The following is a 25,424-nucleotide window of genomic DNA, read 5'->3' as shown; positions in this document are numbered from 1 at the left end:
AAAAAGTTTAGTTGATTATCTTCTAATAATGATGTGTAACTCCTCTTTTTCCATAAAAATAGCTAACGTAATAAAGCTCCGGAAAAGCATAGTACTACGTTGAATAAAACTCCAATATAAATCCTCCAAAAAATTCCATCTAAGGCTATTTTATATACAATTTTTTAATGCGTGGTATTGGCCCTTCACACTTACCTTCATGGCATTGCACGCAACTGGAAACCGCATCGTTAAAATGTTGTTTGGCATTAGCCGAGTCGCTGTAAATAAGTTGCTGCGCCTTTATAAATTTTGCAGCCTGCTCTTTAAAAAAAGCATCGTTATCATCTTCATCTGTCAATGCCGACGTATGAATGTTTAAAATGTGTTTAGGGAATGCACCTATGGTATCGCCATTGGAAATACGTTCTTTAAGGCGCTGGTTATCTACATACATTTGCTCCATGAGAGCAGCCATCTGGCTCATCTCATACATTTTAAACTCCTTTTTTTGAGGTTTGGTGCATTTGGCGGCAGCCTCTTTTTCAGGTTCGGGTTTAGCTGCTTCCTTTTTGGTACAGCCAGTAACAAAAACAATTATTGTGAGCACAATGGCTATGCAACTATTTTTCATTTATTGATATAAAAATTGGCTATTCCGGAGATTCTTCAACTCCGTTGCACTTCGTTCAGAATGACATAGCGGCTTCCGCTCAAACAACAACACAAAATTGCATTATGCTTATTGCCTATTATTTATTGCTCATTGCCCTTTGCTTGTTGCCTGTTACTTACTTATAAGTACGCCATCGGCAAGAAAACCATACGTTTTTTTAGGCTCGGTAATTTTATTTATTTCGGCATCGCTTTGTCCGCCATCTTTAGCATAGTGCTTTAACTGCGCTACAGAAACTTCGCTTACAAATGCCTTGCCACTTACTACCGCATCCTGCCCTGCTGCATTAAGCGGAACAAAAAAGGCGTAGTCCTTAAACTTCACAAACGATTCTTTTTCATCGGGCAACTGCAAAGCCATCCAGCAGCCTTTCTTCTGGCAAACGTCTTTAATTTTGGTCTTAAACTTAATGTTTACAGTATCGCCGGTTTTAAGGCTTTTATATTTGGCAAACATCTGCTCCTGGCTAAGTGCTTTATCGGCTACAATTTTATCGCCAAAGGCAGCATAATCTACTTTTGCATCTTTAGTCACCGTTACGCTAACTTTTTTCTCAGCAGCTTCGGGCTTTTCAATTTTCTCAGCTTTTTCCTTAGCTTCAGTGGCTTCCGGTTTTTCAGCAGCTTCCGGTGCTTCCGGTGCTTCGGGAGTTTCGGTATTGCTTATAGTATCAGTATCTACATTAAGAGTATCTGTGGCGGTTTCTATTACGGTATTTTCGGTTTTAACTTCGGTTTCTTTTTTGCAGGCAGCAAGGGTTAAAAGTGCCGCTCCTATTATAAATGTCTTTTTCATTTTTTAACGAAAATTAAAATTAATGTGACAAATTTATACAGAAACTTTAAACCCTGCAACGCAACGCCATTATTTATATCTCTTTGTTTCAGCATATTAATTTTTTAATTTTCATTTTTAATTTCTAAAAAGCCCTTTAAGATGATTTTTTAGTAAATTTGCCATAACACGACTAACCATTAACTACAAAAAAATCCTGATGAGCGAAAACCCAACTTACACTATTAAAGTAAATAAAGCTGAAACATCAAAGATAGGTTCGGTTAATTTTGACGACCTTCCTTTTGGCAGCATCTTTACTGATCATATGCTGTATAGCGACTATAAAGATGGCGCATGGGGCGATCCGGTTATAGAGCCGTATGCACCTATGCCTATGGATCCTTCGTCGAGGGTATTTCATTACGGGCAGGCTATTTTTGAAGGGATGAAGGCTTATAGGGACGAGAACGATGAAATTTGGCTTTTTAGGCCCGACCAGAATTTTGACCGCTTTAACAAGTCGGCTACAAGGCTTGCTATGCCCGAAGTTCCTGAAGAGATTTTTATGGAAGGCTTAAAACACCTTATTAATATAGATAAAGAGTGGGTAAAAAAAGGTAAAGGCAACTCGCTGTACCTGCGCCCCTTTATGATAGCTACAGGCCATGGCGTTATTGCAGCACCATCTGCCCAATACCGTTTTATGATCATATTATCGCCTGCACGCTCTTACTACCAGGGAGAGGTTAAAGTGCTTATTGCAGAACATTACAGCCGTGCGGCAAATGGCGGCATAGGTGCTGCGAAAGCTGCAGGTAACTATTCGGCACAATTTTACCCTACAAGGCTTGCTAACGAAAAAGGCTTTCAGCAGGTAATATGGACGGATGATGCCACCCATACCAAACTGGAAGAGGCAGGGACAATGAACGTTTTCTTTAAAATAAACGACACCCTTTATACTGCCCCCGCAGGCGAAAGGATACTTGACGGTGTAACCCGTAAAAGTATTTTAGAACTTGCAGAGCGCGAAAATATTAAGGTAGAAGTACGATCTGTATTGGTTGAAGAACTTATTAACGCTGCGAAAGACGGCTCGCTAAAAGAGATTTTTGGCGCAGGAACTGCCGCAGTTATTAACCCTATTGTAGGCTTTAGCTACCAGGATACGTATTATGAGCTGCCAAAACAGGACAACCCCATATCGTTACAAATAAAAGACAAGCTTACTAACATACAGCATAAACTTGCCGAAGACACCTTTGGGTGGACGGTTAAGATATAATTTTTTGATTTCAGATTTTAGATTTTAGATTTCAGATTGAACTACACTTTTTCTTATTTAGAGTGATGCTAATTCTGAAATCTGAATTCTAAAATCTTAAATATCTCCCTTAAGTATCTTAGAAAAATCGGGCTTAAAATAATTAGGCCCCTTCATTACCTTACCGTCTTCGCGGTATATGGGCAGGCCTTCGTTATCCAGCTTACTCATGTTGCTGCGCTGTATTTCATCAAAAACCTCTTCTATTTTATATTGCAAGCCATGCTCTATAATGGTGCCGCACAGTATGTACAGCATATCGCCCAGGGCATCGGCAATTTCTACAATATCTTTATTTTGCACTGCCTCCAGGTATTCTTCATTTTCTTCTTTCATAAGGTTATAGCGCAATAAGTTTACGCTTTCGCCCAGGCAGTCTTTTGGGGTTTCGCTCATACCCAGTTTAAAGGATGTATGAAACTGCTTAACGGCATCTAACTGTTTTTTCATAATTGCATAAATTGAGGCCTAAAAATAACCAAAAATAAAGGTGTAATACCTTAACTTTGCAAAAAATATTTTTACTATGTTTAGTACCGGGCAGCTTATTTTTGCAGTAGCTTTTATAATTGTTTTTGTAACCGTTTTAATATTTGTATATAGGAAAGATTTTGTAGTACACAAAAAATATTACAAGGGCACTTACCGCATACTTATTGCCTTTTTAGCTTTTATAGCGGTGCTATTCGCCATTAAGTTGTTAACAAAAGATAACTCTTAAATTTATCTTGAAAAATAATTAAAAAATCCCCATTAATGGGGATTTTTTAATTCAATTAAGTTACTGTAATTTGTAGTATAAATCAGTAAATTTAACAACATGAAAGTATATTCAGGATTTGGGTATTTTAATGGCGCTGCAAAAACGGCAAAGGTAGAGATATCGCTTCCACTGCCGGTTACACTCCCCGCAGATGGCTATAAGTATGAGTGCAAAAATATCTCGAACGCATCATACAATGCACTGCTCATTTTTATTAAAAAGAATACCGACTCCGGCACTGCGCTGGCATCGGCCAGTTTAAACTATGAAACAATAGATATAAATCTTGACGCTGTACCCCTATTTACAGATACAGGACTAACAGCCTCTGCCTTTAATTATGCTAATAATTTTATTTTGCTTACCTTCCATGAGGCAAACCCGGCAGTATACCAGGCTATTGCAAAGCTAATATTTTTAGACCTTAACACCATTGGTACTTCAGCATCTCTAACTGTAACTGCTCCTGCCGCCGCATCGGGGCCAAGTAAATCAGGGTTAGGCGCTCTAAAAAAAATGTAAGATAAAATATGAAGATACTATTAAGAATAGCCCTTTTTACCTGTTTATTATACGTAAGCAAGGGCTATTCTCAATATAACCAAAAGTTACTGCTGGCAGAAAAAAACATTAAAGATTTTGAGACTAACAAGGCCTCAACATTGCTTAAAAGTATAGATACTGCAAAATTATCCCTGCCAAATAAGGCTTTATATACTTACATAAATGCAGGGATTTTTGAACAGACAGAACAAAACACGGCATTGAGCTATTACATACAGGCAAAAAAATTATTCATAAAAGCAGACAGTCTGGAAAAAGCTATGGATATTAACCTGGATATAGCTTACATGATAGACTCTCAGGAAAAGAACACTACAGAATACTGGCATTATATAAACGAATATTTATCGTATTGGGTTAAAACAAAAAATGCATCAAAGATTGCACGCGGCTATGGTTATGTAGCTGTATTTAAGCAGCGGGCGGGTAAGTATGACCAAAGCCTTATGTATTATAAAAAAGCACTGGCTTTATTTACTGATGGGCATGACGATAAAATGAAGTCATCTTTAATTAATAATCTGGCAAATTTATATTTTGAAAACCTAAAAATGCCTGACTCTGCATTATTTTACCTAAAAAAAAATGCAGAAGCAATTAAAATAAATGGTAATGACCCAGACGATCTTTATTATAATTATTTAAATCAGGCCGGGGCATACCATCACTTAAAAAATTATGCTAAGGCTTTAAAACTATTACATAAACTGGATAGCCTGCCCTTAAAGAGCGATCCTTTAAAGTACAAAGAAGCTGCGTATGGAGCCATGCATGTTAACTATGCCGAACTAAATAATTTTAAAGAAGCCTATAAATATTTAAGGCTTGAGCAAAAGCTTGCCGACAGCATTAACGTAACCGAACAAAATGTTGCAATAAACGATATACAAACAAAGTACCAGACTAAAGAAAAAGAATGGGAAAACAGTGTTTTAAAAAACAACATGAAATTTAATAATATAGTGTTATACATAATAATAGGCTTATTTATAGCTTCTCTTGTAATAGGGATATTAATTGTTATGAACTCCCGCAGAAAAGAAAAAATAGCTTTGCAGCAAAAACTTATAGACGAGCAGCGGTTTGAAAAAGCCCTTAAAGACTATGAACTTAGCAGCATTGATATTATGCTTACGGGACAGGAAAAAGAACGCCAGCGCATTGCTAACGACCTGCATGATAACCTGGGCAGCATGCTGGCTACCTTAAAACTGAATTTTGAAAACCTGAGGCTTCGCAAAACAGACCAGGGACAGGAAGAGAACAAACTCTACGAAAAAACAGACGAGCTTATACAGGAGGCTTACCAAAAAGTGCGCCGCCTGGCACATGCTAAAAACGCAGGGGTTTTTGCTAATGACGGGCTTATACCTGCCATAAAAAAACTTGCAGGAAAAATATCTATTCCCGGTAAACTGCAAATTAACGTAATACCCTTTGGCTTTACAGAAAGACTGGATAACACGCTGGAAATTGCCATTTTCAGGATGATACAGGAATTAGGCACCAATATTATTAAACATTCCGGTGCTACAGAGGCTACATTGCACCTTACACAACATGATACTAATATAAACATTATCTTTGAAGATAACGGTGTGGGTATGGATACCAGTAAACTTACCCGTGCCGATGGTATGGGGCTTAACTCGATAACAAAAAAGACCGAACAACTGGACGGTACCCTTACAATAGACTCTACCCCGGGGCGGGGTACAACCATAATTATAGACCTGCCAATATGATAAATCTTGTAATTGCCGAAGACCACCAGTCGCTTATTGATGGGCTCAAGGTTTTTTTTGAATACGAAAGCGATATAAACATTGTAGGCGAAGCCAACGATGGCGAACATTTGCTGCAAATAGTGCGCCACCAAAATCCCGATGTGGTACTTACAGATATACGCATGCCTAAAATGGATGGCATTGCGGCTACCCGCATCATAAAAAAAGAATTTCCGGCGTGCAAAGTAATTGCCTTTAGCATGTTTGAGCAGGATGAGGCTATGCATCAAATGCAGGCAGCAGGGGCATCTGCATACATACTTAAAAATTCTTCGTTAAAAACTGTACTTTCAGCAATAAGAGCGGTTTACAGGGGGGAAACTTTTTTCGATGAGTCATTAGACCCTGCTAATATGGCTATAGAGCAGGAAGTGCACCTTAGCAAACGCGAAGAAGAAATTGTAAGGCTTATAGGCCAGGGAAAAACATCGCTGGAAATAGCCGAACTGCTGTTTATTGGAAAAACCACAGTAGATACACACCGTAAAAACATCCTGAAAAAATTAAACCTTCAGGGCAAAAGTGAACTTATTAGATACTCTATGGAAAAAAAGTACGAATTTTAACATAGTGCATTGCCTCCAGGCCTTAAAAATACCCATTAGTGGGTATTTTTTTGTTTTAATATATTCCTCACATTTGCACCAGGCTTACTCTTTTAAAGAGCAGGTAGACTAAAATTTTATTTTAGTTATTTGTAGTTGGTTTAGGACAAAAAAATACCCTTCGGGGTATTTTTTATTTATACTACTTTTTACACTTCTTAATAGTGGCACATTGTTTGTATTTGTAGTTATATTAACACAAATTTTTTAGTTACTTTTGAATACCCATAACCAAATAAAACGATCATGAAACACATTTCTCTTTCCCTTGTAGCGGCTTTAGCATTATCTCTTTCTCTTACAAACTGCGGAAGCCCTAAAGTAACCCGCGTTAGCGACACTACCGTTACCGACCTTAGCGGCCGCTGGAATGAAACCGACTCAAGGCTTACCGCCGAAGAAATTACCGCAGAGCTTATGGACCATGCATGGTACAGTAGCTATGCAGCCGAAAATGCAGGTAAAAAACCCGTTATTATAGTAGGGCTTATTACCAACAAATCGCACGAGCATATATCTGCTGAGACTTTTTCTAAAGACATTGAAAAAGCAATTATCAATTCCGGCCGTATTAAGCTTGTTCAGGCAGGTAACATGCGCGAAGAAATCAGGGCAGAAAGAGCCGATCAGCAAAACAACGCATCTCAGTCTACCATGAAAAAATTCGGACTTGAAAACGGTGCCGATTTTATGCTTCAGGGTACAATAAACTCTATTACAGACGAGAATAAAAAAGAAAAATCAGTTTACTACCAGATAGATCTTGAGCTTACAAACATCCAGACAAACGACAAAGTGTGGATAGGCGACAAAAAGATCAAAAAAATGATAAAATAAGCTCAGGCTAATTCATCACTATATGAAAACAACCAATAAAACCGTTGCCGCTTTACACAAAGCGGCAATTGTGTTGCTGTTGTTTACCCTGCCGGCCTGTAGCACTTACAACACTAAAACTGCCAATATTGAGAACGAGCTTGTAACCGGACAGTTTCAAAAAGCTTCAGAAAGTATCGATGCCAATAAGTTTCTGAAAGCAAAAAGGAACAGGCTGCTTTATCTTTTTGAGAAAGGCAAGATGGAACACCTTAGCGGTAATTATGCCGAAAGCAATAAGCTGCTGGAAGAAGCATACATACTTATAGATGACAGGATACGTACCAATGCGGGGCAGGCAATTGCAGCAAAATTTACAAACCCCATGGCAGAGCCTTACAAAGGGGAAGATTTTGAGAAAGTGACCATACATTATTATATGGCACTTAACTATTTCTTTTTAGGCCAGCCAAACGAGGCGCTTGTAGAGGCAAAAAGGATAAACATTAAACTGTTACAGCTTAACGATAAGTACAAAAACAACAAGAATAAATATGCCGAAGATGCTTTTTCGCAAATACTACAGGGTATTTTGTATGAAGGTACCGGCGATATTAACAATGCCTTTATTGCTTACCGCAATGCCGAAGAGATTTACACCCGTAATAACGGCACTTACTTTGGCGTGCCCCTGCCGGAGCAGCTAAAACAAGACCTGCTTCGCACATCAAAACAGCTTGGCTTTACACAGGAGTACAACGATTACCTTAAAAAGTTTAACCTGCCTGCACCTAAAGCACCACTTGCCCCGCCTACGGGCGAAGCGATTGTGTTTTGGGAAAATGGCCTTGCCCCTGCTAAAGACCAGATCGTTATAACAGCATCGGGCGCGGGGAGTTTTTTCTATGCAAGTTATTTTGACGATGGCATTGCCCAGGACATTTTGATTCCTATTCCGTCCGGTATTAATATAGGAAGCGTTAATGCCATTGCCATACCTAAATACCGCCGCCGCCCAAGTTATTACAGCAGAGCGGCACTTGTTGTAAATGGTAAAGAACAATATTTTGAGCCCGCACAGGATTTTTATACCGTGGCTAAACAATGCCTTAAAGACCGCATGCTTAGGGAAACCATAGACCTTGTAACGCGCTTTGCTGCAAAAAAAGGAGGTAGTGCGCTGCTTGCTGCCATTGCTAAAGAAGCTTTAGGAAATGATGCCGAAGATATTGTGCGCTTTAGTGCCGATGCCGCCGGTGCCCTTACCGAAAAGGCCGATACACGCAACTGGCAATCGCTACCGGCTACGATAGGTTATGCCAGGGTACCGCTTACTCCGGGTGCAGAAAATACTTTTGTAATTAAAAAATATGGCCCGCAGGGTATTGATACCGATACTATTGCGATACCTTACAAACGCGGTTTACAAATAGTAAATTACTTTGATTTAGGCCGTACCCAAATTTTACCTGCTACCACCGCCGCACCGGCACCGGTAACAACTGCAAAACCACTGCCTGCTTTAGATAAAAATAGTGCCGGTAAATATGATAAATGGATTACTGATGCAAGCGGGATTAACTATAAAGTATCGTACTTTAGTGAAGTTAAAGATGGTATAAACCAGTATGGTAAAAAAATATTCTTTACATCTGATAAAGAGGCGACCATAACCTATACTGTTACAGAGAAGCCAATTACAGCCGACTATAAACTGGTAACACTGGATGAATATGAAAAGCTGGAAGATGACGGCAAGCCTGTTACAAACCTTTACTATACGCTTAAAGACAAGGTAAAACCCGGTAAAGAAATTACCGGCTGGTACCCATTTGTACAAAAAAGCGCTGATTTTTATGTAACTATTGTAAAAGTTGAAACTTTATAACCACTGCTATGAAAAAGATGTTACTGTTACTAATTTTTGCAATAAGCTGCAACACAACCTTTGCGCAGGTTCAGGATGGATGGGACGAATGGCAAAAAACAAGCTGCTACAGCAACATATCGTTCAGGCTTAAGCATGAGGGCAAGCGTGGCGAGCAGCATGTATGGCAGGTGCAGTTTAAAAATGATTACAACAGCCTTATTTCGTTTAACTACCATATAAGCGAAACATCTGGCCAGTATGATACCACTACCCACAGGAAAACATTAAATAAAGCCGCACTAAGCGAACCGCTTGAGGTTTTTACTGCCGGAGAAGATATATTTTTGCTTGTAGATAAGGTAAGCCTTTCGCCTTACCCTAAAGATTATATAAACTGCGACACACGCTGAAAAACATTATATTGTATTATATAAGTTCTTTTTTTATATCTCATAATTATTCCTAATTTTACGACACCGTAAACTTTCCTTACATGAAAATTGTAAAATATATATTTTTGCTCCTAATATTGGCCACCATAGCTGTAACAGTATTTATAGCCACACAGGAAGGAAAATATAACATAAAGAAAGACAAGGTAATAGGTGTATCCAGACAGGTGCTTTATAATTATGTAAACGATTATAAAAACTGGGAAAACTTAGGCCTGTTTGCTAACGCCGATACAACGGCAACGTTTACCTTTTCGGGCAATCCTGTGGGTAAAGGTGCTTTTATATCGTGGACAAAGGGAAGCAACAATGGAAAGATACAAACACTCAACACGGCTGCCAATGATTCGATAGGGCAAAAAGCAACTATAGATGATTTAAATTCCAATATTAGCTGGTCTTTTAAAGATACCCTTAACAGTACCAGGATAAGCGTATCGCTTAAGGGCAGCCTTACTTTTAAAGAAAAAGCTTTTGCTTTGCTTAACGGTGGCATAGACAATAAAATTGAAAGTTCTTTAGAGCGCGGGCTCGATAACCTGAACACTTTTTTAGTAAAAGAGCTACAGGTATATAAAGTAGATGTTGCAGGCCTTGTTACTAAAAAAGGTACATTTTATTTAGGACAGTCGGCTACATCGCCATTGGCAGATGCCAACCAAAAAGCGTCAGCTTCCTTTGGAAAACTTACCGCTTTTGCTAAAGAAAATAATATTATAATTAACGGGAGGCCATTTATACTTTTTAAAAATGGCATTGCAGATAAGGAAAATGTAACCTACTGGTATTGTATACCTATAAGGGATGAAATGTTTACCTCTCCCGGAAGCGATTATGAAGGTGGTAAATTGCTGCCTTTTAATGCTGTAAAAACAACTCTTAAAGGCGATTATTCACATATCCCTAAAGTATGGGAAGTTACTAAAAGGCATATCAACCAAAAGGTTTTACAGGAAAACACCACAGGTCAGTATATAGAAGTATATGCAAAAGGTAGCGACCAAACCCGCAGGCCATCTGCCTGGGTGACGGATGTATACACACCTATAGGAACACCTACCATTACTGTAGACAGTATTGCAGCAATATCGGCTGCAGCCGTGCCTTTACGTTCTCCTGCAAATAATGCTGCAAAGCCAACATCAGCAACAGCAAAATCAGGTAATGCAGGAAACACTACTGCCAGGCCGGCTACACAAGCATCTAAACCGGGAGCTACTGGCGTAACCGCGCCAAAGCCTGCAACACCAAATAGTGGTACAAAGCCTGCTGTAACGTCTCCTAAACCAACAGGAAACAAACCGGCAACAACAGGTTCTACTTCAAAACCGGCTACTGGTGCACCTAATACAACTAAGCCATCAACAGCAACGGGCACAGCAAAACCTTCAGGCAATACCGGTGTAAAGCCGGTAACAACGGGTAATGCAGCAACAAGTAAACCAGCCTCTGCCACAACAGCTAAGCCCGGATCTGCCACCGCAGGCAAGCCCGCTGCAACTACAAAGACTGCAACGGCAAAGCCACGCACAACAACTGCTAAAAAAGCAACCGGTAGTGACGACCTTAACCCTCCCCGCGAAGAAAAATAAGATTTTAAACAGGCTCCTCCATCCTGTCCTGTAGCTTTTTAAAGTAAGCAAAGGCTTTCACTATCCTGCTCCCATACCAGCTAAACATTTCGCCATCTACAAAAATTGTTTTGGCGTGGTGCGTGTGTCGGCCCAGCTCAAAAGCATCTTCATCTTTAAAAGGAAAGGGTTCTGATGATAAAAATACAACCTCAGGATCGCCCTGTATTTTCATTTTCTGAACAATTACTTCCGGGTAACGGCCTTCTTTATTTTCATAAATGTTTGTAAAGTGGTTCAGCTTCAGCATTTCGTTTATAAAAGTATCCTTGCCGGCTGCCATATAGGGGTCTTTCCAAATAAAGTAAGCCGCTTTTAAAAATGGCTTGTCTTTTATAAAAGCATTAAAATCCTGAAGGCCAAAGTTTATTTTATTAACCCATTGCTGTGATTGCGTGCGCACTGCAAATATCTTCCCAAACTCTTCTATCATGGCAATAGTATCAGCTATGGTAACAATGTCGCTGACCCATACCGGTGCAATTTCGCGCACAGCTGCCACAATCTCTGCTGTGTTCTCCTCTTTATTGGCAATGATGATATCCGGCTGCAGCAGGCGGATTTTTACGGCATGTACTTTCTTGGTACCTCCTATTATCTTTTTAGTCGATTTTAAGTGGTACGGGTGCACACAAAACTTGGTTATACCTACAAGCCTGTCTTCCAGCCCTAAATCGTACAGCAACTCTGTTAACGAGGGCACAAGGCAAACAATACGCATTGGCGTTGCTGGTAATGAAATTGTAGTGCCGGTTTGGTCTGTATACTGTTTTTCGGTTGCCAAGTTTTTTATTTATCAATGATTATATACAGTATGTCATTCTGAGCGAAATGCAATGAAGTCGAAGAATCTCTTTAGTTATTGAGATTCCTCCTTCGTCGGAATGACAGACCGCATAATACTATTCTTGCTTACTTATTCAATATCTCTTCCATTTCCTTCTGCACTTTCAAAGCCTCTTCCCTCGCTTTTTCGGCAAAGTCTTCTCCGCTTGAAGCATAGATAATAGCACGCGATGAATTTACAAGCAGGCCAACTTTATCGTTCATACCATATTTGCAAACCTCTCTAAGGCTTCCACCCTGCGCTCCCACACCGGGAACAAGGATAAAGCTATCAGGAATAATCTTTCTAATCTCCGTAAAATATTCGGCTTTGGTAGCACCAACTACATACATTAGGTTTTCGCTGTTTTTCCATGTTTTAGATGTTTCTAAAACTGTTTTATATAACTCAACGCTATCAACTTTTTTAGTCTGGAAATCAAAAGCACCTTCGTTGCTGGTTAATGCCAGCAGTATGGTAAATTTATCTTTAACAGCAAGAAATGGCTCCACACTATCCTTCCCCATATAAGGTGCTACGGTAATAGAATCAAAATCCATGTCCTGTAAAAATGCTTTGGCATACATAGCCGATGTGTTGCCTATATCGCCACGTTTGGCATCGGCAATTGTAAATTGTTCAGGATGCTTTTGGTTTAGGTATTGTATCGTTTTTTCAAGCGAATGCCAGCCTTTAAGTCCGTATGCCTCAAAAAAAGCAGTGTTGGGTTTGTAGGCCACACAAAGATCGTGGGTAGCATCTATAATGGCTTTATTAAATTCAAAGATAGGGTCTTCGGTAGCCAGTAAATGCTGCGGAATTTTGGTAAGGTCTACATCGAGGCCTACGCTTAGAAAAGATTTTTTTTGTTGTATTTGTTCGTATAACTGTTGTGTAGTCATGCTATGCAGTTGTATTGTTTGTAGTTTGTGGCTGCAAAAATACGTTTTTTGTTTGAAAAGATGGAACCTTAACAAAAAATGGAACGCGGATGACGCGGATTGAACGGATTAATGCGGATTTTTCAGGGCACGAACATATTACATTGATTTGCTAAATAAAATCCACGCTAATAAGTATTTGCGCAGCATCCGCATTCCTTCTTCCTGAACGTAGAGAGCAAAAAAAATCCCGCCGAAGCGGGATTACTATAATTAATAAACTTCAGTTTCCTTAAGTTTCTCTGTATTGTTTACAAGCTGTAGCTCATCGATCATTTTATGGATGTTACCATTCATAAACCCATCAAGGTCGAACAGGTTAAGCCCTATCCTGTGGTCTGTAATACGCCCCTGAGAATAATTGTAGGTACGTATCTTAGCCGAACGGTCGCCACTGCTTACCTGAGAGGTACGTGTAGCTGCATCTATTTCCTGTTTTTTGGCAAGCTCCATTTCATAAAGGCGCGAGCGTAAAACCTGGGTTGCTTTATCTTTATTTTTGTGCTGCGATTTTTCATCCTGGCACTGAGCGACAAGGCCTGTGGGTAAGTGCGTTAAACGTACCGCCGATTTAGTCGTGTTAACCGACTGCCCACCGGGACCAGACGAACAGAAGTAATCTATACGTACCTCGTTCATATCAAGCTGTACATCAAACTCCTCAGCTTCCGGCAACACCATTACCGTAGCAGCAGATGTGTGAACACGCCCCTGGGTTTCAGTCTGCGGTACACGTTGTACACGGTGTACACCGGCTTCAAACTTAAGTGTACCGTAAACATCTTCGCCACTTACTTCAAATATTACCTCTTTAAACCCGCCCGATGTACCTTCGCTTACGTCTACAACACTGGTTCTCCAGCCTTTATTTTCGCAGTATTTGGTATACATCCTAAAAAGGTCGCCTGCAAATATACTGGCCTCATCGCCACCGGTACCGGCGCGGATCTCTACCATTACATTCTTGGCATCCTCAGGATCTTTAGGTATAAGCATAAACTTAATCTCATCCTCAAGCTCCGGAAGCCTATCTTTAGCTTCGTCAAGCTGCATTTTAGCCATTTCTACCATTTCGGCATCGCTGCCGTCGGCAATAATTTCGTTGGCCTCATTAATATTGGCGGTAAGGGCAAGGTATTCTTCCCTCTTTTCATTAAGCGCCTTAAGTTCTTTATATTCTTTATTTAACTGCACATAACGTTTTTGGTCAGATATAATATCCGGCTGGATAATAAGGTCTGAAGTTTCGTCAAAACGCTGTTTTATGATCATTAACCTGTCTAACATAGTCTTTTCCCTTTAATTGGAACTGCAAAATTACATAATTTTTTTGATACTCAATATAGTATATACTATACAAAAAGTGTTCCGTTTGCTAACAATTTTTACAATAGCCCGTTACCCAGCTGCTAATGGCATTCTGTCGGTAGCCTTGTGGCAGTATAACCTGTACCTGCTGTTTAAGGCACTCTACCTTCTGGCAACCTAAGCAGCGAAAATGAAAATGGTCATGGTCATGATTTTCCTCATTGCAATTTAGGCACAGGGCAAAGTAGTACTTACCATCATCTGCCAGTATGCGGTGGGTAATACCGTCTTCACAAAAACGGTTCAACACCCTATATACCGTAACACGATCCATCTCCCCCTTTACCTCAGCTTCTATACTGTCCTGGCTCAGGGCCGATTGTGCCTGTTGCAAAATATTTAGTACCGCAGTTTTAGCAGGTGTGTTTCTTCTTTTCATTTTATTAATGCAATTATGTTGCAATAATACGAAATATATTTATATTTGCCAACATAAAAGAAAAATGGAACGCGGATAAAACGGATGCTGCGCAATCGCGGATCTCACGGATTTGTCGTGTTAAAATCCGCGCAAATCTGTTTTAAATCCGTGTCATCCGCGTTCCCTCATCAATAAATGAATAAAATGAAAAAAGACTACGAGGTAATTATTATAGGCGGTAGTTATGCAGGCTTATCGTCAGCTATGGCATTAGGCAGGGCATTAAGAAGCGTTTTAATTATAGATGCCGGCGAACCCTGCAACAGGCAAACACCGCATTCGCATAATTTTATAACACACGATGGCGAAACCCCGGGGACAATTTCGGTGAAAGCTAAAGAGCAGGTACTTAAATATCCTACTGTTACGTTTTTGGAAGCTAAAGCTGCTCAGGGTTTAAAAACAGATGCCGGTTTTGAAATTATTACCGATGCTAACGAAACTTTTTCAGCCGGAAAGTTGTTGTTTGCCACAGGTATAAAAGATATTATGCCGGACATTGATGGCTTTGCGCAATGCTGGGGAATATCTGTAATTCACTGCCCATACTGCCACGGCTATGAGGTTAAAAACATGAAAACTGCCATACTTGCCAATGGCGAGGCGGCTTATCATTATGGTTTTTTACTAACACAATGGACAAAAGACCTTACCATTTTTACCAATGGCAAGGCGAATTTTACAGACGAACAGCTTGGTAAACTAAAAAAGCACGATATATCAATTATAGAAACCCCGGTTACCTCGCTTAACCAAACCAACGGCCAGCTTAAAAATATTGTTTTAGCAAACGGCGACATCCATAACTTTACCGTTATGTACAGCAGGGTTCCTTTTGTACAGCATACCAACATTCCACAACAATTGGGCTGTACAGTAGACGAAAATGGCTTTATACAAACTGCTGAAATGCAAAAAACCACTGTAGCAGGTATTTATGCCGCAGGCGACTGTACAACCATGATGCGATCTGTAGCTGTAGCCGTAGCAGATGGTATGCGTGCCGGTGCTTTTATAAACCATGAAATGCAGGCGGAAAGTTTTTAAATAGCTGACAAAAATCATATTGGGATATCAAAAATTTTGGTTAATTTGCTTATAACCAATGAACCTTTTTATGAAAACAAAAACCTTATTAACCGCCATTACCCTGACTGCATTTTTTACCTCATGCAGAAATAATGATACGCCCACTAAAGTACCACTTAGCGATGACGTTAAAACTACGCAGCGTTATGACAAAATAAAGGAGTTTGCCTGGCTGGAAGGTACTTGGGAAAACCTGACTAAAGACGGTTTGTATACCGAAAAATGGACAAAGGTTAACGACTCGGTTTTTACAGCTAAAAGTACTGTTACAAAGGATAAAGACACCTTGTTTTATGAAACCGTTGTGCTCGACCAAAAGGGCGACTCGCTGCATTATATTGTTACTACACCTAAACAAAATGACGCTAAGCCGGTATCATTCACGCTAAAAAGTTTTACGGCAAACACTTATGTTTTTGAAAACAAAAAGCACGATTTTCCGCAGCGCATAACCTACACAAAAATAACTAACGACTCACTTATGGCAGAAATATCAGGCACACAGAATGGTAAGCCTGCGGTAGAACAATTCCCCATGAAAAGGAAAAAATAACGGTTTTTACTTCTTATTTTAGCGGTACAAAACCACCTCATGGATATTATAGAAACTACCGTTTTTAAGAAAGAAGATTTTAGCCGTAATGCCCTGGCCTATGGCGAATATGATAACTGCACTTTTACAGACTGTAATTTTACCGATGCCAACCTTACCGGTTTTATTTTTACCGAATGCCGTTTTGAAGACTGCAACCTGGGTATGGCGAAGGCTAAAGGCACCGCTTTTAAAGATGTAACTTTTGTTAACTGCAAGCTGTTGGGTTTTAACTTTAGTATTTGCGATCCTTTTTTGCTATCCTTAAAATTTGAGGGCTGTAATATGCAGCTCGCCTCTTTTTACAGGTTAAAAATTAAGAATACTAAATTTATAAAATGCGGCCTGCAGGAAGCTGATTTTAATGAAACTGACCTTACTGGTGCTACGTTTAGCGATTGCGACCTTAACAAAGCTATCTTTCAGCAGGCGGTACTGGAAAAAGCAGATTTCAGGACGGCATATAACTATAGTTTTGACCCTGAACTTAACCGTATTAAAAAGGCACGTTTTAGCCGAGAGGGTGTTGCCGGATTGTTGATGAAATATAATATTAGCATAGAATAAACATTACATTCATAATCATGTATTAAATGATATATTTGTAAGTATCATTCACTCAATCATAATGGCAAAAATTACTTATTATTTAGGCGCGGGGGCAAGTTATAATTCATGTCCAATATTAAATCAGCAAGCTGAATTGATGATGAAATTATCTCAATATGAATTAAATTTTAGAAAAACTAATTCCTTTACAATAAATAACGCAACTCTCACACAAAAAAAAAATAGTAGATATAATTTTGAAATGAAAGAATTTCAAAATTTAGGGAATGAAAAAGAAAAAATTTTATGGTACATTGGATATTTTGGAAAAAAAGCATCCGAATTCAACACAGTAGATACATATGCAAGGAAGCTCTTCTTGACTGAACAAACTGAAGAACTTAGATTGTTAAAAATGTCAGTTAGTGTATTTTTTGACCTTTGGGAAAATTTTTATGAATTAAGATATAAGGACTTAATACCTGAGAAAATTTATAAGCCGATTGATTATAGATACACAAGCCTATTTTCTATTTTACTGAAAAAAGGTTTAGATAATAAAATTAAAATGAATGATAGTTTCAAATTTATAAGTTGGAACTACGATTTGCAATTAGAGAAAACATTTAAATCTTTTTTGAAAGACGATGAGGTACAAAGTCTTGAAGACCTAAACACATTTTTTTTTAAATTCAAGATTGATAATAATTTAGCTAATGATGTATATCATCTTAATGGACATAGAGGATTTTTTCTCGACAGAAAAAAAGGCACATTTGAGTTAAATATCGATAATGATTTTACAGCTTATTGGGATCATATTACAGGTCTTTTCGAGGACACAAAAAGAGGTTCGGCAGATTTTGATCAATATATAAAATATGCATGGGAACATAATTTAAATAGTGAGCTTTATAGAGAAGTTGAAAAGGTTATGTATGATACAGAAATACTTATTATAATAGGATATTCATTTCCGACCTTTAATAGGGAGATTGATCAACATTTGTTTTCCCATTTAAATAATAATAGGATAAAAAAAATCATCTATCAGGATCCTAATGCTAATTCAGCAATAATTGAAAATTTGTTTCAAAACCCTCGTAACTATAAAAATAAAATCGAAATAATTAATGAAGAGAATTCATTGACTTGGTTTCATTTGCCAAATGAACATTTTATAACACAAAAATCAAATTATAATATGGGAACTCCTGGCGTTTATTAATACAAGTATTAAATATGCCATGAATGGGTTACCGGCTATTAATGAAATATAATATTAGCATACAATAAACATTACATTCAAAGATTATTCTTACCTTCATACTACAAACAACCAACTGTAATATGAAACAAATATTTTTATGTACTGCTTTATTTCTTAGCCTTATTGCCTGTAAAAAAGAGCAATCTGCAGAAACTACAACCACCCAAATAGAGAAAGACAGCACCACTACTGTAACTACACCAACTGCAGGCGCGGCATCTGAAAATGCCACTTTTGATATAAATACCATTCCGGTATCGGATAAAGACTTAGGGAAATTTCCGTACCTCAACGCGCCCGATACTTATAAGTACGGATATGGGGATGATGGTATTAAACCGGGCGAAATATCAGATTATGACAAAGAATACTTTGCCGTGAATGGTAAGCTTATACCTCAGGAAGGAAAAACCTGTAAAGTACGCATCGAGAAAAAACAGGGAACCGGCTCTTTTAACAGCCTTGTGGTAGAGAAAAGCTACGAAAAAGCTATACTTGCATTGGGCGGCGTTCAGGTTAATAATGTACCGGTACCACAATCGGAAATTGACCGCATTGGCAATAAAGAACTTGTTGACAAAAAGTACGGCCACTCTATAGATTTTAATTTGCTGGATGATGTTAAAACATTTGTTATCCGTACTAAAGATAAAGAAGTGTGGATCCAGTTTAGCCTCATGAATAATGAAAGTGGCACCATTACCATTTTAGAAAAAGGCAACCTTGAAACCCTTGCCGTTACTAAAATTACTGCCGAAACCATTAAGAAAGATATTGATGCTGCCGGTAAAGCGGTACTGAATATCAATTTTGATACCGATAAAGCCACTCTTAAAGCCGACGGACAGGAAGTTGTAAACGAGATTGCTGCTGTGCTTAAAGCTAACCCCACCCTGAAATTATCTATAGAAGGCCATACCGATAATACAGGAACGCCCGATAAAAACAAAAAACTATCTGTAGACAGGGCCACTACGGTAATGAATTATCTTGTTGCCATTGGTATCCCAAAAGCCAATCTTAAGTCTACGGGCTATGGTGCAGAAAAACCGTTGACACCTAATACTTCTGACGAAAACAAAGCCAAAAACCGCAGGGTTGAGCTGGTTAAATTTTAAACTAAATAACAATCAACATAATTTTTACAATCACAATGAGCAATACAGATATAAAAAAAACATTTACCATAGGTGGCGACCTAACCATTAACCGCTTAGGCTATGGTGCAATGCGCATTACAGGAAAAGGCATTTGGGGTGAACCCGAAGACAGGGACGAGGCTATAAGGGTACTTAAACGCGCCGTAGAACTGGGGGTTAATTTTATTGATACTGCCGATAGTTACGGCCCGCACGTATCTGAAGAGTTAATTGCCGAAGCTCTGTACCCGTATCCTGAAGGGCTGGTTATAGGTACTAAAGGTGGATTACTTCGCACAGGCCCTGACCAATGGCCGGTAGATGCCAGTCCCGAACATTTAAAAGAAGCTTTAGAGGGTAGCCTGAAACGCCTTAAGCTTGACAGGATAGATCTTTACCAACTGCACCGTATTGACCCTAAAGTACCGGCAGGAAAAACTTTCGAGTTTTTAAAACAGGCGCAACAGGACGGCAAGATTAAACACATTGGCCTGTCTGAAGTTAGTGTGGAAGATATTAAACATGCACAGCAGTATTTTGAGGTGGTATCTGTACAAAATATGTACAGTGTAGACAACCGTAAATGGGAAGGCGTACTGGAATATTGCAAGGCCAATAACATTGCTTTTATTCCGTGGTATCCGTTAAATGCAGGTAATGTAAAAGCGTTAGAAGTTTTGCAGACAATTGCTCAAAAACATGACGCTACACCGCAGCAAATAGCATTGAGCTGGTTGTTATACCATGCCGATAACATTTTGCTTATTCCCGGAACATCAAAAGTAAAACACCTTGAACAAAATTTAGAAACAGGTTCAATAAACCTAACCGAACAAGATCTTGTTGAATTAAACAAGCTTTAATCTTTAAACTTATAAAAAAAACTGTTCACGACTGAACAGTTTTTTTTAAGTTTTATTTAAAATATTTTAGCAATTAAGACTTCATAAATGCATTCGCTTTGCTATGTGCAGATAAAAAACTTATATCCGTCCGTAATACATTGCCTTAACTATACCATCACTCAACCCTATTTTAGGTACAAAAATATTTCGTGCACCACTCCATTTCATAGCGTTAAGATATATTCGGGTAGCGTGAATAATAACATCTGCACGATCGGGGTTCAGCCCAAGGTCAGATATGCGTTGCTCATAGCTCATACCGTTTAAAAACTGGTATTGCGAGTGCACATAAAAGTAAGACAAAGGTTTGTCCTGCTTTTTACCGCTCATTTTAAACAACTTGTTTATATTACCGCCACTACCTATAAGATTAATATTTTCGTAAGGTTCGGTAACGGAATGAATCCATTTTTCTATTTCGTGCCACACCACATCGTTAACCATGTTATTAAGAAGCCTTACAGTACCGTTTTTAAACGATTTACTGGCTACGATCTTACCATCGGCAAACAGCGAAAACTCTGTACTGCCACCGCCCACATCTACAAAAAGGTAGGTTTGGTCGGGTTTCATAAACTCCTGCAAATCTGTAGATGCTATAATAGCAGCCTCAGTTTTTCCGTCTATAATTTCTATTTTAATGTCAGCTTCCTGTTCTATAATTTTTACAACCTCTTTGCTGTTATAAGCCTCCCGCATGGCCGATGTTGCGCAGGCCATATAACGCTCTACGCCATGAATTTTCATGATAAGTTTATAGGCTTTCATGGCATCAACCATACGCTCTATATTCTCATCTGTAATTTCGCCAACTGTAAAAGCGTCCTGACCAAGGCGAATAGGCACACGTACCAGCGAGCTCTTATTAAATTGCGGTTCTTTACCATCCTGCTCTACAATATTAGATACAAGCAATCGCATGGCGTTACTTCCAATATCTATAGCAGCATATTTTTTTATGTTAATCATTCTTTCAGGAGGGACTAAGAGACTAAGAACCTGAGGTTCTAAGGCTCTAAGAACCTTTTATAATTGTTCGTAAATAACTTCGAGTTTGTTCCTGTAATAATTGTAGGTTTCTACCTGTGCCCTAAACGGTTTTGCTTTAGGCTGCTTGCGGTATTTGTTCTCTAAATTTTCGCTTTGGTAGCGGGCTTTTACATTGCCACGCCATCCCAGTTCAAATATATCTAACAGTTCCTGCTTAACATCAGCATCATAAATAGGACAGCTTACCTCTACCCTTGAGTCTAAGTTTCGCGTCATAAAATCAGCCGAAGAAATGTAAATATCAGGGTCGCCGGCATTAGCAAAAATGTAAATGCGCGAGTGTTCCAGGTAATTATCTACTATACTTATAGCCTCTATATTTTCGCTCATACCCTCTACTCCCGGTATAAGGCAGCACATACCGCGTATAACAAGCTGTATCTTAACACCTTCCCTGCTTGCCTCATACAGTTTATCTATCATCCTGAAATCGGTAAGGCTGTTCATACGTAATTTTATGTATGCTTCTTTACCGGCAATGGCATGAAGTATTTCCCTGTCTATCAGTTTATAAAATCGGGAACGTGTATAATGCGGCGACACTATGAGGTGCTTATAGCGGTGCACACGATAGTTAACATCAAAAAAGTCGAATATCTTGTTTGCTTCCTTCAATATTTCCTGATGCGCCGTAAACAGCGTAACATCGGTATATATTTTGGCGGTGCTTTCGTTAAAATTGCCGGTAGATATAAAGCCATAACGTTTTATCCTGCCATTTTCAAGGCGTTCTACAGAGCATATTTTACTGTGCACCTTAAGCCCTTTAACCCCAAATATAAGGTTAATGCCCTCGGTTTGCATTTGCTCTGCATACGTAATATTACTGGCCTCATCAAAACGTGCCTGCAGCTCTATTTGTACCGTTACTTTTTTACCATTCTTAGCCGCATTTATAAGCGAACTAATTATCTGCGAGTTTTTCGCCAGCCTGTACAGGGTAATTTTTATAGTCATTACCTTAGGGTCCAGGGCAGCCTCACGCAAAAACTTAATAACGTAAGCAAACGACTGGTAAGGCGCATGCAGCAGGTAATCTTTTTTCCTTATTTTTTGCAGTATACTACCCTCAAGACTTAGGCCTGTTACCGGTAGCGGCACATTGTGCTGGTACAGTAAATCCTGCCTGCCCAGGTTGGGGAAGCCCATATAATCGCGGCGGTTGTGGTAACGCCCGCCCGGTATTATACTGTCGGACGAATCGATGTGCATATTGGTAAGAAAATACTTGAGCGTATCTTCATCTATAGCCTGGTCGTATACAAAGCGTACTGCCTCGCCTATGCGCCTGTCTTTAACACCCGTCCATATTTTCTCCATGAGGCTCTTGCTTTGGTCGCTGTCAAGGTCCAGCTGGGCATCGCGCGTTATCTTGATCATGTGGGCAGATATGCTCTCGTACTTAAATATATTAAAAATGTTGTGCAGGTTAAACCTTATAACATCATCGAGCATTATAATGCAGTGTTTATCCGGCTGCGATGGCAGTTGTACAAAACGGCTTATAGTACGCGGCATCTCTATAACACCATAACGTACCTCCTGTTTTACCTCTATACCGTCCGGCCCTTTGTAGCGCTCCCTCACTATAAGTTTTACTGCAAGGTACCCTGCGGTATCTCTTAACAGCGGAAACTCTTCGAGGTCGTTAAGGATTATGGTAACCAGCTCCGGGCTTACCTTTTGTATAAAAAAGTCTTTTATAAAATGTTCCTGCTCCTGGTTAAGCTGGGTTTCGTTAAGCATAAAAATATTTTCACGCTCCATCTCCCTTTCTATAACGCTAAGTATACGAAGGCTTTCTGACTGTTGTTCTATAACAATCTCTGTAATTTCGCTCAGCAGTTTATGGGCAGAGTTATTTGCAGGCAGCTCTTCGCTGGTAATACCCTCCAGGCTAAGGCGGCGTATAGCAGCATAGCGAACCCTGAAAAATTCGTCGAAATTATTAGAAAATATCCCTAAAAACCTCAGCCTGTCCAGCAAAGGCACTGTTTCATCGGCTGCTTCCTGTAATACCCTGGCGTTAAATGCAAGCCAGCTTTTCTCCCTGTCAATATACCTGTTTACCTGTAAATGGTGGATCATATTTTTTTAAATCGCTTGGAAATAGTACTGTTTCTGTCGTTCCTTTTGTAATGTCGCTCCAGTCATTCCCTTCAAAAGAAAGCGACACAAAGCCCGCTGTAGGTACATTTTCTACAGCGCGATTGCCAAAGGTATTAACAAAGTTAGTAATCGCGCCATTATGACCAAAAAGAATTAGGTTATCAAATTGGTTATTGCAGCTTTTTACAATGTCGGCAAGGTTTTTTTCGTCAAAAGTGTATAGGTCGTCCTTAAAAACTATGGTATCCTGGGGTATCGAAAGGTTTTCGGCAAAAATATAAGCGGTATTTTTAGCACGCTGCGCAGTACTGCTCCATACCACATACGATTTTGGCAAATGCTCCTCTACATGGGCAGCCATAAGGTGCGCATCGTTTATGCCTCGTTTAGAAAGTGGGCGGTCTTTATCTATTAGCGGAGCATCCCAGCTGGACTTAGCGTGACGTATCAGAATTAAATTTTTCATACACTCATATTTCAGTTACTAAACTTAAATATATAGAAAAATTTAATGCGATAAATTTAAAAGTTGTTAATGCGTTCTTAAAATTGAAGAAAATAAAGTATTATGCAACAATTACATACATTGTAAACTGCTGCATAAATACTTTAAAACATACATTAATAAGGATATCCCACCCTATTTGCTATTTTAGCTACTTTCCAGTAACGCACGATATCTGACAGCAGGCTTTGATACTCTGTAAAATCATTTGGCTTGGTAAAATATCCCTGAATAGATAAGCCATAAGCCTTTTTCATGAAATCTACATTATCTCCCGATGTGGTAAGAAAAACGTAGGGTATGCACTTATCATTTAAATCCTGGTCTTCAAATATTTGCTGCCTTAATTTAAAGCCGTCAAGCTTAGGCATATTGATATCTGATATTATGAGAAATGGCGAATCTTTAGTCGATCTTAAATAATCTAAAACTGCAGTGCTATCCGGTATCAGGACTATTTTATTGTCGTAGTTATTTTTTTCTAAAACTTCTTCTAAAAGTTCCTGAAGGATATCCCTGTCTTCCTGGTCGTCTTCAATAATAATGATATCGCCGCTTAAATTCATAGTGCTGTAGTTGGTAAATGGTGTTTTTACAAAAATAAGTATATTAGATTATAAACAAATGTTAAAAATTAACAGGAGTAAATACCCTTTAGAGATAAATAAAAAAAACCACTTATTAAGTGGCTTAAATTGTCTTCAAATATGCTAAGGATTTCCGAATACCCATCTGCGGATCATTTAAGGCGCCAGCCTTTCAATTTTCCAGCTCAGGTCTTCCTGCTCTGTAAATCGTATTCTGTCGTGCAGCCTGTTAGGCCTGCCCTGCCAAAACTCTACCGAAAGCGGGCGTACTAAATACCCACCCCAATAGTCCGGACGTACAATTTCTTTGCCCTCCAGTTTGGCTTCAAGTTGTTTTAGGTTTTCTTCTAAAAAATCACGCGATGGTATAACTTCGCTTTGCGGAGATACTATGGCTCCCAGCCTGCTCCCTTCGGGGCGTACATCAAAATACCCATCAGAGGCATTCGCCGAAACTTTTTCTGCAACTCCTTTTACAATTACCTGACGCTCCAGCTCCGGCCAGAAAAATGACAAACACACATTAGGGTTGGCCGCAATGGCTTTCCCCTTCTCCGACTCATAATTGGTAAAAAACGTAAAGCCTTCATACGTGTAACCCTTAAGCAATACCACACGCGCCTTTGGGAAACCGTCGAGCCCAAAAGTAGAAACTGTCATGGTATTTACCTCATGCTTATGCACAGCTTCTTCTGCCTCTGCAAACCACGTTTTAAAAAGTGCCATTGGGTCTTCGGGCAGGTGTTGCTCTGTAAGTTCGCTTTTTTCGTATGATCTTCTATAGTTGCTTAAGTCGGCCATTTTTAGGATAATTAGATTTTGGAAGATT

Annotated in this window: 26 protein-coding genes; 14 read left to right on the top strand and 12 right to left on the bottom strand. The window is 39.2% G+C overall.

Annotated features, from left to right (window positions below):
* Positions 1-145: 145 nt before the first annotated feature.
* Together F565_RS0108680 and F565_RS0108675 are read right to left on the bottom strand one after the other, a co-directional pair.
* The gene (locus tag F565_RS0108680; RefSeq protein ID WP_020212829.1) at positions 146-613 is read right to left on the bottom strand and encodes a hypothetical protein; all 468 of its coding nucleotides are present in this window, start codon (positions 611-613) and stop codon (positions 146-148) included.
* A gap of 153 nt (positions 614-766) precedes the next feature.
* Positions 767-1,450 carry a DUF4920 domain-containing protein gene (locus F565_RS0108675; RefSeq protein WP_020212828.1) on the bottom strand — a complete coding sequence of 228 codons (684 nt, stop codon included), beginning with the start codon at positions 1,448-1,450 and terminating at the stop codon, positions 767-769.
* A 199-nt stretch (positions 1,451-1,649) separates the two neighbouring features.
* Between F565_RS0108675 and F565_RS0108665 the strand changes: the two genes are divergently transcribed.
* Positions 1,650-2,717 carry a branched-chain amino acid aminotransferase gene (locus F565_RS0108665; protein WP_020212826.1) on the top strand — a complete coding sequence of 356 codons (1,068 nt, stop codon included), beginning with the start codon at positions 1,650-1,652 and terminating at the stop codon, positions 2,715-2,717.
* 96 nt (positions 2,718-2,813) lie between these two features.
* Here the strand turns inward: F565_RS0108665 and F565_RS0108660 are convergent, their stop codons facing one another.
* Positions 2,814-3,206, bottom strand: coding sequence for a pyrophosphohydrolase domain-containing protein (locus F565_RS0108660; protein WP_020212825.1), 393 nt, complete (start codon positions 3,204-3,206; stop codon positions 2,814-2,816).
* 370 nt (positions 3,207-3,576) lie between these two features.
* Between F565_RS0108660 and F565_RS0108650 the strand changes: the two genes are divergently transcribed.
* The 7 genes from F565_RS0108650 to F565_RS0108620 all read left to right on the top strand — a co-directional run bounded on the left by F565_RS0108650 (position 3,577) and on the right by F565_RS0108620 (position 11,205).
* Positions 3,577-4,041 (top strand): hypothetical protein, encoded by a 465-nt coding sequence (locus F565_RS0108650; RefSeq protein WP_020212823.1) that lies wholly within the window; start codon positions 3,577-3,579, stop codon positions 4,039-4,041.
* 8 nt (positions 4,042-4,049) lie between these two features.
* On the top strand, positions 4,050-5,828 hold the full coding sequence (locus tag F565_RS0108645; protein WP_020212822.1) for a tetratricopeptide repeat-containing sensor histidine kinase: 1,779 nt from the start codon (positions 4,050-4,052) through the stop codon (positions 5,826-5,828).
* The gene (locus tag F565_RS0108640) at positions 5,825-6,436 is read left to right on the top strand and encodes a response regulator (RefSeq protein ID WP_020212821.1); all 612 of its coding nucleotides are present in this window, start codon (positions 5,825-5,827) and stop codon (positions 6,434-6,436) included. The genes F565_RS0108645 and F565_RS0108640 overlap by 4 nt, the downstream gene beginning before the upstream one ends.
* A 285-nt stretch (positions 6,437-6,721) precedes the next feature.
* Positions 6,722-7,312 carry a penicillin-binding protein activator LpoB gene (locus F565_RS0108635; protein WP_020212820.1) on the top strand — a complete coding sequence of 197 codons (591 nt, stop codon included), beginning with the start codon at positions 6,722-6,724 and terminating at the stop codon, positions 7,310-7,312.
* A gap of 22 nt (positions 7,313-7,334) precedes the next feature.
* The gene (locus F565_RS21375; protein WP_020212819.1) at positions 7,335-9,179 is read left to right on the top strand and encodes a COG3014 family protein; all 1,845 of its coding nucleotides are present in this window, start codon (positions 7,335-7,337) and stop codon (positions 9,177-9,179) included.
* An 8-nt stretch (positions 9,180-9,187) separates the two neighbouring features.
* Positions 9,188-9,571: a hypothetical protein gene (locus tag F565_RS0108625; protein WP_020212818.1), complete on the top strand. Its 384-nt coding sequence runs from the start codon at positions 9,188-9,190 to the stop codon at positions 9,569-9,571.
* A gap of 83 nt (positions 9,572-9,654) precedes the next feature.
* Positions 9,655-11,205 carry a hypothetical protein gene (locus tag F565_RS0108620; protein WP_020212817.1) on the top strand — a complete coding sequence of 517 codons (1,551 nt, stop codon included), beginning with the start codon at positions 9,655-9,657 and terminating at the stop codon, positions 11,203-11,205.
* Between the two features lie 4 nt (positions 11,206-11,209).
* Here the strand turns inward: F565_RS0108620 and F565_RS0108615 are convergent, their stop codons facing one another.
* The 4 genes from F565_RS0108615 to F565_RS0108600 form a co-directional block, all read right to left on the bottom strand.
* On the bottom strand, positions 11,210-11,965 hold the full coding sequence (locus F565_RS0108615; RefSeq protein ID WP_051087085.1) for a helical backbone metal receptor: 756 nt from the start codon (positions 11,963-11,965) through the stop codon (positions 11,210-11,212).
* Positions 11,966-12,156: 191 nt separating this feature from the next.
* The gene (gene pyrF, locus F565_RS0108610; RefSeq protein WP_020212815.1) at positions 12,157-12,972 is read right to left on the bottom strand and encodes an orotidine-5'-phosphate decarboxylase; all 816 of its coding nucleotides are present in this window, start codon (positions 12,970-12,972) and stop codon (positions 12,157-12,159) included.
* A 252-nt stretch (positions 12,973-13,224) separates the two neighbouring features.
* Positions 13,225-14,298, bottom strand: coding sequence for a peptide chain release factor 1 (gene prfA / locus F565_RS0108605; RefSeq protein ID WP_020212814.1), 1,074 nt, complete (start codon positions 14,296-14,298; stop codon positions 13,225-13,227).
* A gap of 88 nt (positions 14,299-14,386) precedes the next feature.
* Positions 14,387-14,758, bottom strand: a complete 372-nt coding sequence (locus F565_RS0108600) for a Fur family transcriptional regulator (RefSeq protein ID WP_020212813.1) — start codon at positions 14,756-14,758, stop codon at positions 14,387-14,389.
* 177 nt (positions 14,759-14,935) lie between these two features.
* On the opposite strand from F565_RS0108600, the gene F565_RS0108595 reads away from it, so the two are divergent.
* The 6 genes from F565_RS0108595 to F565_RS0108570 all read left to right on the top strand — a co-directional run bounded on the left by F565_RS0108595 (position 14,936) and on the right by F565_RS0108570 (position 20,302).
* On the top strand, positions 14,936-15,847 hold the full coding sequence (locus tag F565_RS0108595; RefSeq protein ID WP_020212812.1) for an NAD(P)/FAD-dependent oxidoreductase: 912 nt from the start codon (positions 14,936-14,938) through the stop codon (positions 15,845-15,847).
* Between the two features lie 70 nt (positions 15,848-15,917).
* Complete coding sequence (locus tag F565_RS0108590; protein WP_035642050.1) at positions 15,918-16,442, top strand: DUF6265 family protein; 525 nt, start codon at positions 15,918-15,920, stop codon at positions 16,440-16,442.
* Between the two features lie 39 nt (positions 16,443-16,481).
* The gene (locus F565_RS0108585) at positions 16,482-17,048 is read left to right on the top strand and encodes a pentapeptide repeat-containing protein (RefSeq protein WP_020212810.1); all 567 of its coding nucleotides are present in this window, start codon (positions 16,482-16,484) and stop codon (positions 17,046-17,048) included.
* 61 nt (positions 17,049-17,109) lie between these two features.
* Positions 17,110-18,258: a hypothetical protein gene (locus tag F565_RS0108580; protein WP_020212809.1), complete on the top strand. Its 1,149-nt coding sequence runs from the start codon at positions 17,110-17,112 to the stop codon at positions 18,256-18,258.
* A 122-nt stretch (positions 18,259-18,380) separates the two neighbouring features.
* Positions 18,381-19,418, top strand: a complete 1,038-nt coding sequence (locus F565_RS0108575) for an OmpA family protein (RefSeq protein WP_020212808.1) — start codon at positions 18,381-18,383, stop codon at positions 19,416-19,418.
* A 35-nt stretch (positions 19,419-19,453) separates the two neighbouring features.
* Positions 19,454-20,302 (top strand): aldo/keto reductase, encoded by an 849-nt coding sequence (locus tag F565_RS0108570; protein WP_020212807.1) that lies wholly within the window; start codon positions 19,454-19,456, stop codon positions 20,300-20,302.
* Between the two features lie 120 nt (positions 20,303-20,422).
* On the opposite strand, the gene F565_RS0108565 is transcribed toward F565_RS0108570, so the two are convergent.
* The 5 genes from F565_RS0108565 to pdxH all read right to left on the bottom strand — a co-directional run bounded on the left by F565_RS0108565 (position 20,423) and on the right by pdxH (position 25,396).
* On the bottom strand, positions 20,423-21,313 hold the full coding sequence (locus F565_RS0108565; protein WP_020212806.1) for a Ppx/GppA phosphatase family protein: 891 nt from the start codon (positions 21,311-21,313) through the stop codon (positions 20,423-20,425).
* Between the two features lie 57 nt (positions 21,314-21,370).
* Positions 21,371-23,482, bottom strand: coding sequence for a polyphosphate kinase 1 (gene ppk1, locus F565_RS0108560; RefSeq protein WP_020212805.1), 2,112 nt, complete (start codon positions 23,480-23,482; stop codon positions 21,371-21,373).
* A complete protein-coding gene (locus tag F565_RS0108555) occupies positions 23,448-23,969 on the bottom strand; it encodes a SixA phosphatase family protein (protein WP_020212804.1) in 522 nt (173 codons plus the stop codon). The genes ppk1 and F565_RS0108555 overlap by 35 nt, the downstream gene beginning before the upstream one ends.
* Before the next feature lie 155 nt (positions 23,970-24,124).
* Positions 24,125-24,574, bottom strand: coding sequence for a response regulator (locus tag F565_RS0108550; protein WP_020212803.1), 450 nt, complete (start codon positions 24,572-24,574; stop codon positions 24,125-24,127).
* Positions 24,575-24,751: 177 nt separating this feature from the next.
* Positions 24,752-25,396, bottom strand: a complete 645-nt coding sequence (pdxH, locus tag F565_RS0108545; RefSeq protein WP_020212802.1) for a pyridoxamine 5'-phosphate oxidase — start codon at positions 25,394-25,396, stop codon at positions 24,752-24,754.
* Between the last annotated feature and the right edge of the window lie 28 nt (positions 25,397-25,424).

This window comes from Flavobacterium rivuli WB 3.3-2 = DSM 21788, assembly GCF_000378485.1.
Taxonomy (GTDB): domain Bacteria; phylum Bacteroidota; class Bacteroidia; order Flavobacteriales; family Flavobacteriaceae; genus Flavobacterium; species Flavobacterium rivuli.
Note: the sequence above shows the minus strand (reverse complement) of the source record. Positions and strands in the feature narration are given on the sequence as shown.

Coding starts and splice junctions, on each gene's coding strand:
- F565_RS0108590 (WP_035642050.1), top strand. CDS start 15,918: ATGAAAACAAAAACCTTATTAACCGCCATTACCCTGACTGCATTTTTT.
- F565_RS0108675 (WP_020212828.1), bottom strand. CDS start 1,450: ATGAAAAAGACATTTATAATAGGAGCGGCACTTTTAACCCTTGCTGCC.
- F565_RS21375 (WP_020212819.1), top strand. CDS start 7,335: ATGAAAACAACCAATAAAACCGTTGCCGCTTTACACAAAGCGGCAATT.
- pyrF (WP_020212815.1), bottom strand. CDS start 12,972: ATGACTACACAACAGTTATACGAACAAATACAACAAAAAAAATCTTTT.
- F565_RS0108585 (WP_020212810.1), top strand. CDS start 16,482: ATGGATATTATAGAAACTACCGTTTTTAAGAAAGAAGATTTTAGCCGT.
- F565_RS0108595 (WP_020212812.1), top strand. CDS start 14,936: ATGAATAAAATGAAAAAAGACTACGAGGTAATTATTATAGGCGGTAGT.
- F565_RS0108575 (WP_020212808.1), top strand. CDS start 18,381: ATGAAACAAATATTTTTATGTACTGCTTTATTTCTTAGCCTTATTGCC.
- F565_RS0108550 (WP_020212803.1), bottom strand. CDS start 24,574: ATGAATTTAAGCGGCGATATCATTATTATTGAAGACGACCAGGAAGAC.
- F565_RS0108635 (WP_020212820.1), top strand. CDS start 6,722: ATGAAACACATTTCTCTTTCCCTTGTAGCGGCTTTAGCATTATCTCTT.
- prfA (WP_020212814.1), bottom strand. CDS start 14,298: ATGTTAGACAGGTTAATGATCATAAAACAGCGTTTTGACGAAACTTCA.
- F565_RS0108620 (WP_020212817.1), top strand. CDS start 9,655: ATGAAAATTGTAAAATATATATTTTTGCTCCTAATATTGGCCACCATA.
- ppk1 (WP_020212805.1), bottom strand. CDS start 23,482: ATGATCCACCATTTACAGGTAAACAGGTATATTGACAGGGAGAAAAGC.
- F565_RS0108665 (WP_020212826.1), top strand. CDS start 1,650: ATGAGCGAAAACCCAACTTACACTATTAAAGTAAATAAAGCTGAAACA.
- F565_RS0108650 (WP_020212823.1), top strand. CDS start 3,577: ATGAAAGTATATTCAGGATTTGGGTATTTTAATGGCGCTGCAAAAACG.
- F565_RS0108625 (WP_020212818.1), top strand. CDS start 9,188: ATGAAAAAGATGTTACTGTTACTAATTTTTGCAATAAGCTGCAACACA.
- F565_RS0108580 (WP_020212809.1), top strand. CDS start 17,110: ATGGCAAAAATTACTTATTATTTAGGCGCGGGGGCAAGTTATAATTCA.
- F565_RS0108615 (WP_051087085.1), bottom strand. CDS start 11,965: ATGCGTATTGTTTGCCTTGTGCCCTCGTTAACAGAGTTGCTGTACGAT.
- F565_RS0108640 (WP_020212821.1), top strand. CDS start 5,825: ATGATAAATCTTGTAATTGCCGAAGACCACCAGTCGCTTATTGATGGG.
- pdxH (WP_020212802.1), bottom strand. CDS start 25,396: ATGGCCGACTTAAGCAACTATAGAAGATCATACGAAAAAAGCGAACTT.
- F565_RS0108555 (WP_020212804.1), bottom strand. CDS start 23,969: ATGAAAAATTTAATTCTGATACGTCACGCTAAGTCCAGCTGGGATGCT.
- F565_RS0108680 (WP_020212829.1), bottom strand. CDS start 613: ATGAAAAATAGTTGCATAGCCATTGTGCTCACAATAATTGTTTTTGTT.
- F565_RS0108600 (WP_020212813.1), bottom strand. CDS start 14,758: ATGAAAAGAAGAAACACACCTGCTAAAACTGCGGTACTAAATATTTTG.
- F565_RS0108645 (WP_020212822.1), top strand. CDS start 4,050: ATGAAGATACTATTAAGAATAGCCCTTTTTACCTGTTTATTATACGTA.
- F565_RS0108660 (WP_020212825.1), bottom strand. CDS start 3,206: ATGAAAAAACAGTTAGATGCCGTTAAGCAGTTTCATACATCCTTTAAA.
- F565_RS0108570 (WP_020212807.1), top strand. CDS start 19,454: ATGAGCAATACAGATATAAAAAAAACATTTACCATAGGTGGCGACCTA.
- F565_RS0108565 (WP_020212806.1), bottom strand. CDS start 21,313: ATGATTAACATAAAAAAATATGCTGCTATAGATATTGGAAGTAACGCC.